Annotated in this window: 6 protein-coding genes; 2 read left to right on the top strand and 4 right to left on the bottom strand. The window is 58.3% G+C overall.

Annotation, left to right across the window (positions count from 1 at the left end; translation table 11 throughout):
- Window positions 1-118: 118 nt before the first annotated feature.
- Both bioA and NZ585_01755 read right to left on the bottom strand, forming a co-directional pair.
- Entirely contained in the window at window positions 119-1,513 is a 1,395-nt protein-coding gene (gene bioA, locus NZ585_01760) for an adenosylmethionine--8-amino-7-oxononanoate transaminase (GenBank protein MCS7078763.1), read from the bottom strand.
- A 113-nt stretch (window positions 1,514-1,626) separates the two neighbouring features.
- Complete coding sequence (locus NZ585_01755; GenBank protein ID MCS7078762.1) at window positions 1,627-1,866, bottom strand: ferredoxin; 240 nt, start codon at window positions 1,864-1,866, stop codon at window positions 1,627-1,629.
- A 630-nt stretch (window positions 1,867-2,496) separates the two neighbouring features.
- Here NZ585_01755 and NZ585_01750 point away from each other — a divergent pair.
- Window positions 2,497-6,156, top strand: a complete 3,660-nt coding sequence (locus NZ585_01750) for a TonB-dependent receptor (protein MCS7078761.1) — start codon at window positions 2,497-2,499, stop codon at window positions 6,154-6,156.
- Window positions 6,157-6,328: 172 nt separating this feature from the next.
- Here the strand turns inward: NZ585_01750 and NZ585_01745 are convergent, their stop codons facing one another.
- Window positions 6,329-6,667 carry a hypothetical protein gene (locus NZ585_01745; protein ID MCS7078760.1) on the bottom strand — a complete coding sequence of 113 codons (339 nt, stop codon included), beginning with the start codon at window positions 6,665-6,667 and terminating at the stop codon, window positions 6,329-6,331.
- 284 nt (window positions 6,668-6,951) lie between these two features.
- On the opposite strand from NZ585_01745, the gene NZ585_01740 reads away from it, so the two are divergent.
- The gene (locus NZ585_01740) at window positions 6,952-7,668 is read left to right on the top strand and encodes a TetR/AcrR family transcriptional regulator (protein MCS7078759.1); all 717 of its coding nucleotides are present in this window, start codon (window positions 6,952-6,954) and stop codon (window positions 7,666-7,668) included.
- Window positions 7,669-7,876: 208 nt separating this feature from the next.
- Here the strand turns inward: NZ585_01740 and NZ585_01735 are convergent, their stop codons facing one another.
- On the bottom strand, window positions 7,877-8,857 hold the full coding sequence (locus NZ585_01735; GenBank protein ID MCS7078758.1) for a VWA domain-containing protein: 981 nt from the start codon (window positions 8,855-8,857) through the stop codon (window positions 7,877-7,879).
- Window positions 8,858-8,867: the final 10 nt, after the last annotated feature.

Below are 8,867 nucleotides of genomic sequence, written 5' to 3'. Positions count from 1 at the left end.
TGCACGGCGTCGGGCGTCGCCGCCGCTCCGGTCAGTTCGGGACAGCGCCTCGCCAACCAGCGCACCATCGCCGCCGGATAGGTCTCCGCCAAGTACTTGCACAGGTTGTCGTACGCCATTATGTTTCAAGCGCCACTTCCCGCCCGACCTCGTCAATAACCCTGTAAAGCACATCCACCAGTTCGTCTACCTCCGACGGAGAAATCCTCAAGGGGGGCATCAGAACCACTACATTCCCCAGTGGCCGCAAAATGACGCCGTAATCGCGACAGCGATCCGTGACGCGATAGCCCATCAGCCGGTCGGGTGGAAAAGGTGTTCGGTTGGCCCGGTCGGCGACAAGTTCGATCCCAACCATCAAGCCGCGCTGCCGGATGTCACCGACCAACGGTAAGTCATAGAGCGTTTCCAATCGCGCGGCTAGGTGGTCGGCGACCATGCGGACGTGCGCCAAGGTGTTGTTTTGCTCAAACAGCGCCAGATTCGCTAGCGCCACGGCGCACGCCAGTGGATTGCCGGTGTAGGTATGACCGTGAAAGAACGTTTTGAACTCACCCGCTTCTCCTAGAAACGCGGCGTAAACGGCGTCCGTTGTCAGTGTCGCCGCCAGCGGTAGATATCCGCCTGTCAATCCCTTGGCGAGGCAGAGAAAGTCCGGCGCGATGCCTTCTGCCTCGCAGGCGAACATCCAACCCGTGCGACCAAACCCTGTGGCGACTTCATCGCAAATCAGCAGTACGTCGTACTGCGTGCAAAGCTCACGTACGCGCCGGACGTAACCTTCTGGTTGAGCAATCATGCCCGCCGCGCCCATCATCAACGGCTCGATAATGACTGCGGCAACCTCCTCCGCACGTTGTTCAAGCAGCCGGCCCAACTCATCGGCGCAGGCGATGCCGCAAGTTGTACGTTCAAGCTGCAGCGGACAGCGGTAGCAATGCGGCTCTGGAGCCGCCATCGTCTCGAACAACAGCGGCTGGTAAGTGGCATGGAAAAGCGAAATCCCGCCGACCGAGACCGCTCCTACCGTATCGCCGTGGTATGACTCACGGAGGTGAACGAACTTCGTCTTGCGCGGACGCGGGTCGGGACGCTGTCGCCAGTACTGGAACGCCATTTTGAGCGCCACTTCAACAGCTGTCGAACCGGCGTCGGAATAAAACACTTTGGTCAGGCCGGGCGGTGCAAGTTCCACCAGTTTGGCTGCCAGCTCAATTGCCGGCCGATGCGTCAACCCAAGCAACGTCGTATGGGCGACTTTGTCCAGTTGGCGGCGCAGGGCGGCGTCCAGTTCCGGCGTCCGATGACCGTGGGTGGTTACCCACAAACTTGAAACACCGTCCAAATAGCGCCGTCCTTCGATGTCATACAAATAGCAGCCTTCCGCCCGCTCAATAATCAGCGGCCGATCTCGCAGCCAGCCCTGCATCTGTGTGAAGGGGTGCCAGAGATGAGCCTTATCCAGCGCCTCTAGGCGGGCGCGTTCAGCTTCAGAATCCTGTAAGGCGGACACTATGCAGCTCTCCTCAAAATGTCCGTCTGCGAAGACGGAGAGAAGGGGACGGAGAGAAAATAAGGCCGTCGCCCTTTCGAGCGACGGCCTTGTGTAAGTCGAAGGCGTGTGGGTTACTCAACAATGCCGTCATTGCCGATGGCTTCCACCGGGCAGGCGTCCATAGCCTCCTGACATTGCTCCAGTTCTTCGTCCGTCTCCGGCTGCTTGTAAACATAAGAATAGCCGCCTTCGTCGTTGCGGGTGAAGTTGTTCGGGGCCGTATCACGGCAAACGTCGCAGTCAATGCACTGGGTGTCCACATAAAACATCCCAGGTACGTTGTCCGGATACCTGTCTTCAAACGATGCCATCGCGTGTTACCTCATACAAAGAAGTTTGGTTGCCGGAAGTCGCAGCGCTTCGGCAAGTGTGATCATTCAGCGGTCGCTGCTTTGGCCGCTGGATGCCGCCGACGCCGTGAAGCTAGTGCAAGGCGCGAGGTTTTTTCAATACTTTTATTGAAAAAACTTCCGGCCTCAGCCCCTTCGCTGCCCTAAAGAGCAGGCTCGGCGTACTTTCCGAGACAATATAGCAAGTTATCCCACTGTCTGGCGTGCAGTGGCGTTCTGCGCCGTGAACCGCAACGCACTAGACCTCAAAACCTCCAGCTGCGGTTCAACCAAGTTAGGGTCGGCGTACTTGTCCGGCGGTTGTCGAGCCTAGGCGTAGGGGACGCCCTCAGGCCCATTTTCCTCAAAGCCTTATCCAAAAATCTGAAAAATACGTCGTTCTACCACCATCACTGCACGCCTTGGCGAAACGTTTATTCCCACCTGAACGCTCTCTCGCCGAAAGAACTTGTTCGTTTGGAGGACGCTGCACAAAGCGTCGGTCCAGCCATACCCCTGAGCCGGTTGTTTGGTACTCAGTTTGCTGGCGAACTAAGGCGCAAACTACGCACCACACTTGCTTGAGGCAAGCATCTAAGAAAGGAAGGTCCCATGCATCTACCTCGGTGGATATGCTCAACACTTTGGGCGGCGAGCCTTGCTCTGCTGTGCGGACTGCTGACAGCGCCGCCTGCAACACTCGCCCAGACCACCAACGGTCGCTTCGTGGTGACGGTCAAAGACCCGACCGGCGCCGTTATCAGCGGCGCGACTGTGACGGTGGAAAATGAAGGCACTGCGCAATCTGTTACCGGTACGACCGGCGGTGAAGGCGTCTACACAACGCCCTTGCTTCCCGTCGGCCGATACCGTATTTCCGTGGAAGCCAGCGGCTTCACGAAGTCCGTCTTGGAAAGCATGGCCCTTGGCGTCGGACAGGAATACGGCGTCGTCGTCACGCTCCAAGTCGGCGGCGCGTCGGATGTCGTTACTATTTCGGGCGGCGACGCGCTGATTCAATCCACCAACGCCGAAGTCCGTAGTTCGGTGACGGCAAAGCAAACGCAGGAACTCCCTCTATTGACGCGCAGCCCACTGGCGTTGGTGCAACTACAGGCCGGTGTCAGCGGCAACTTGGCCAACACCAACACGACCATCAACGGGCAGCGCGCCTCAACGACCGTCGTCACGCAGGACGGCCTGAACATTCAGGACAACTTCATTCGCGCCAATGCAATTGACTTCTCGCCCAACAACCCGACGGTTGCTGGGGTCGGTGAAGTGACGATTGTCACCTCCAATCCGGCACCTGACGTGGGCGGTTCGTCAGCCGTGCGTTTTGTGACTCCGGCTGGGACGAGTGAGTACCATGGGGAACTGTTCTGGTTTCACCGCAACAAAGTCCTCAACGCCAACAGCTTCTTCAACAATGCCGCTGGCATTCCTCGCCCGCCCTTCATCCGCAACCAGTTCGGCTACCAGCTTGGCGGGCCGGTCGGCATCCCCGGCGGGCCGAAGATCAAGAACCTGTACTTCTTCTCGGCGCTTGAGATGATCCGTCAGCGTCAGCAATCGGGCTTGACGACGACGGTGCTGACGCCCGACGCGCGGCGCGGGGTGTTCACCTACCTCGACAACGCCAACCAGCGGCGTACGATTGACCTGTTGGCTTTGCGCCGCATCTCGATTGACCCAACCATCGCCGCTCTCATCAACCGCGTTCCGAATCAGTCCAACTTGACCACGGTCGGCGACGGTCTCAACACGACGGGCTTTCAGTTTGTCCGCTCGGTGCCCTTTGACCGTGACTCCTTCGCAGCGCGGGTGGACTACAACCCCAATGAGCGGCATCACTTGGAGTTCATCTACCGCTGGTCGGACGAAGCCATTGCACGTTCCGACATTGACCAAACATTCAATCGGACACTACAGGTCGTACAGACGGCCCGCACCAACTTTGGCGTCGCGGCGTGGGTGTGGCAGATCACGCCGCGCATCAGCAACGAGTTGCGCGCCGGCGCGAACTTCACCGAGCCGTTTTTCGGCGTGGATCGCGCCGCCCAGCGTGACTTCTTCATTGGCGGGCTGCCGTTCACCAACCCGGATGTCACCTTCCTCCCGCAAGGGCGCGACACGCAGATTGTATCCATCATTGACAACGCGGCCATTCAGTTCGGCAAGCACAGCCTCCGCTTCGGCGGGCAGATTGACCTGCTTCGGGTGCGTCCGGTGAACTTCGCCGGCGTCGTGCCGACCATCACGATCGGGCAGCAGTCGCTGGGCGTCGGCGGCAATCCAACGGCGCTGACGGCGGCCGAATTCCCCGGCGGCATCAACGTCACGCAACTTCAAACGGCGAACACTTTTCTGGCGCTCTATGCCGGGGCCGTGTCGGGGTTGGGCGTGACGTTCAACGCCACCTCGCCGACCTCAGGGTTCGTACGTGGCGCTGGACAGGCGCGTGACCTCAGACTCAACCAGTTCGCCGGCTACCTTGCTGATCAATGGCGCGTTCATCCGCGGCTGACCTTGAACTTGGCGCTGCGGTATGAGTACCAAACACCTCTTCGCGAAGCGAACAACTTCATGCTGCGGCCGGTTGGGGACACCACCTCGGAACAACTGTTACTCGACCCGAACGGGACGGTCAGCTTTGTGTCGAAGTTCTTCTGGCGACCTGACCGGAACAACTTTGCGCCGAACGTCAGCTTTGCGTGGGACATCCCGTGGCTGGGGCGGCAGACCGTTCTGCGCGGTGGCTACGCGATGGCGTTTGTCAACGACGAAGCCATCCGCGCCGCCGACAACAATCTGCTGACCAATCCGGGTTTGAGCACCACACTCAACCCAACGCTAGCGCAGATTCAAGCTGCTGGGCCGCGCATCGCCAATGCCGCCGGTCTGATCAACACGTTACTGACGCCGCCAGCGTTCCGCGTGCCATATACCTATGCCCAGCAGTGGGCGATTACGACCAACACGGCGTTCGGTTTGCCGACGCAAAACTTGCAAACGCCGTTTTATCACCAGTGGAACATCGCCATTGAGCGCGAGATCACGCGGAACATGGTCGTCACCGTCCGTTATGTCGGGAATGAGAGTACGAACCTTGTCCGGGCGGTTGACCTCAACCAGCTTGATGTCCGCAACAACGGGTTTGCAGCCGATGTCGCTCGTGCGCGGCAGAACGGCTTTTTGGCGCTGGCGGCGCGGGGCGTGTTTGATCCAGCGTTCAACCCCAGCATTCCCGGCAGCCAGCCGCTGACGGTGTTCCCCTTGCTGGCTGGCGGCGGTTTGCTGACCAACCCCACGGTTCGCAACCTGATTCAGACCGGTGAAGCCGGTTCACTGGCTTCTCTGTATATTACCAACCGGCTGACTGGCACGGTCGTCTTCCAGCGCAACCCGAATACGTTGGCGGGCAACATCCTCAACAACAGCGGCTTTTCGCGCTACAACGCGCTGCAGGTAGAATTCCGGCGGCGGTTTGACCGTTCCATCGCCGGCGACTTCCTCGTGCAGGCGAACTACACGTTCAGCAAGGTGCTGACCAACACCAACGGTACAGGGCAGACGCGCTTTGAGGCGCTGCTGGACAACGCTCAGCCGACGCTGGAAAACGCCCGTGCGCCGTTTGACATGACGCATGCGTTCAAGATCAACGGCATTTACGAGTTGCCCTTCGGGCAGGGCAAGACGCTTGATCCCGGCAACGGTTTCCTCCGGCGGCTGGTGGGCGGTTTTCAGATTGGGGCGTTTTTTGAAGTCGCCAGCGGTCCGCCGTTCGGCATTTACTCGCGGCGCGGCACGCTCAACCGCGTGACAGCCGGGACGCGCGGTGACCTCAACACGGTTAACACGACGCTGACCCGCCGGCAGCTGCAGGACCTAGTGGGGATTTTCCGTACGCCGCAGGGGATTTTCTTCATCAACCCGCGCGTCATCAATGTGGATGGACGCGCTGTTGCCCCGGACGGTCAAGCGCCGTTCAACGGGCAGGTGTTCTTCAACCCTGGCCCCGGCGAAGTCGGTTCGCTGCAGCGGTTTATCCTAACGGGGCCGACGCGCTTCAATCTCGACTTCAACATCGTCAAGCGCACAGCGATTACCGAGCGGGTCAAGACGGAGTTACGGTTTGAGTTCTTCAACGCGCTCAACAACCCCATCTTCAACATTAGCGACCAGAACGTGAACTCGCCGAACTTTGGGCGTGTGACGAGTACGTTCAACGGGCCGCGCAACATTCAGGCGGCGTTCAAGATCATCTTCTGACACAAGCGCAATGGTCGCTTGCCCTCAGCCCGTCGGCCCGCCTTGGGTCGGCGGGCCTTTTTGTTTCCACGGGCTGCTAGGCAAAACCATTCAGATGGCCAACAGGTGTAGAGACGGTGGGCAGTGGGACCTCATACGCCACCACTTCGTTTTCAGGAGACGGCCGATGAAACTATGACTCGATCTTGAGTGCTGTTTTTGAACCCTTCATCTCGATTCGGGCGATTTTTCGGACGCCGTCCCTGCTGGTGAACACCACGGTATCCGCCGTCGCCGGCTTGGGCAGTTCAATGAGGGTGTAGCTTGCTCGAGCCACCTCCCGACTCCCATTTCGAATCACCAACTCGCCCGGTTGAGCATCGTCATACTCGATCGTGTAGTTGCCGGTTCTGATTTCCTGCCCCTGCACTGTACAGTCGCGGGGAATGACCAAGTCGCGTTTTCGTTTAGCCGCCCAGGCTGGCGCAAACATCAAGGTCACGGCCACAACGGCCGACATCACTTGCCGCATTGCTGTACCCTCCTTCCTCCGCAACAGCCGCGAGCCTCGGTAGCCGCGGATGTGGTCAAAGTGTGCTGGCGTTCCGTGTAAAAACGATTTCGGACCTTAGTTCGTCTTTACCTAAAAACAGAATATAAACTCAGGTTCATATTCTACAACCTGATTTTCCGAAGCGCCGTCGGGGCAGGCTTGAGAAAACATCATGCAAAAAATGTCTTGGATGTCGTTGACGGTCGTTTTAGGATAGCGCCTCTGTAACCGGCAAAGCAGGTCCTCCACCCAAAGCTAAACCCATGACGACAAAACTTCCTCTGGCTTTCAGCTCAGAGCTTGCAACGGCTTTACCGAAGCAGGAACGCAGCCGCCGCACTCGCGAAAAGCTCATTCAGGCGGCGGCGCAGCTCTTTGAAGAGCGTGGCTTTGAGAAAACGACCTCTAACGACATTGCAGCGGCGGCCGGGGTCAGCATTGGGTCGTTCTATGCATACTTCTCGGACAAACGGCAGGTGTTGTTACTGCTGTTTGAACAACGGCTGGCGGAGCGATTGGACGCCGTGTTCAGCAATTTTACAGAAGACGACCTGACCGGCGATGACTTACGCGGCTGCATCGAGCGGTGCATTTACCGTACTTTTGCCAACAAGGCGGAAGCGCCCGGATTGACGCGCCTCATCTATGACATGGCGTCCAAGGATGAAGCGGTTGGGTTGCTCTGCCGACGTTTGATGGACGACTCGGTGCAAAATTTAGCCAAATTGCTTCGCAAAGCCGTCACTCTCAAGCTCACTCAGCTTACCGACCCCTGGGTGACGGCGACCACCATTGTGTATGCTGTCGAAGCAGTCGCCCGTAAGTGTGTCCTGGAGGACGAGTTGCCGGAGCCGGCGTGGAAGCCGTACATCACCTGCCTCACGGACATGACCTATGGTTTTGTCTTCGGCGCACGCCCTTCACCGGTTTCTGGCGGACCGCTCACATCACTGGCAAATCCCGAAACCAAACCTACTTAGTCATTTTTCCACAACTTTTCCACAGGGGCGGCGGCTTTTTCTTCATTGGGCGGCTATAGGAAGCGGCCTGACAAATACCCTATAATCAGTAACTTAGGTCTTTCGATCAAGATTTCCTGAAACCAAAAGGGCGTCGCCGCCCTGATTTGCCTAAAGTTTTCCACAAGTTTTCCACAGGGGTGGTGGCGGTTTATCCACAGACGCCAGCTCAATCCCCCTTGCGAGGTACGTAGCCAGAGCGCGTTCGCGCCACAAGCTTGCGCTTGCCATCCTCAACACGAACCGTAATGCGCCGGAATCCACCGTCCCGCCGATCTTGGTTTGGGACAAACCCAATCGAGTACTGCGTTCGCAGGTCGGCGTTAATGGCACGCACAATCTCCGGCAGCTCGTCGGGTGACTTCGGAAAGAACGCGCGACCGCCGGTTTCCTTGGCGATGTCATTAATCAGCTCGATGGAACGCTTCCGTGTTGAACGTCCAAATAACCCGCCGTCGTCGTCCTCGTCCGGGAAACCGATGATGTAAACTTGCACTTGGTACTCCTGCAGCAGCTTGAGCAGCTGGCGGCGGTCATAATAGCTGTCGCGGTCATCGCCGTCCGAAATGACGACGATTGCCTTTCGGCGGTTTTTGCCTTCCTTATCGGCGTACTCGGCGGAAAGTTGAATGGCGTCGAGCAACGCTGTGCCGCCGCCCCACACGATGTTGTCCACTGCGTCCTCTATGTCGGCTGGACGCGGTGTGAACTCCTCCGCTAACTCAGCCTTGTTTTTGAAATCTACGAGGAAGAACTCATCCCCTGGTTTTGCCGCACGCACCAGAAACTTCACAGCTTCGATGACTTTGGTTCGGCGCGGCCGCATCGAGCCGCTCGTGTCGAGGACGAACCCTAAACTGACCGGAGCTTCCTCGCGGCTGAAGTACTCAATCTCTTGCAAAACCTGTTCGTCGTAGACCCGAAAGTGTTCTTTGCCCAGGTCGCCGACAAAGCGGTTATCTTGATCAAAGACGGCTACATCAAGCACCACAAGGTTGGTGTCAATGGTAAACACCTCGTCCGGCGCAGACGGCTTCTCTGTTTTGGGCGTCCTTGGAGAAGGTCGTTCCTGCGCCATGGTGCTTCCCAACAGCGTTTGTAGAAGGCTGATGGCGATAAGACTCGCCGCCAAGCTTCGGATTCCTGTCATTTCACACACA

The sequence above is a fragment of the Chloracidobacterium sp. genome, assembly GCA_025057975.1.
GTDB lineage: Bacteria > Acidobacteriota > Blastocatellia > Chloracidobacteriales > Chloracidobacteriaceae > Chloracidobacterium.
The sequence above is the reverse complement of the archived record's forward strand: the minus strand, read 5'-3'. Positions and strand labels throughout refer to the sequence as shown.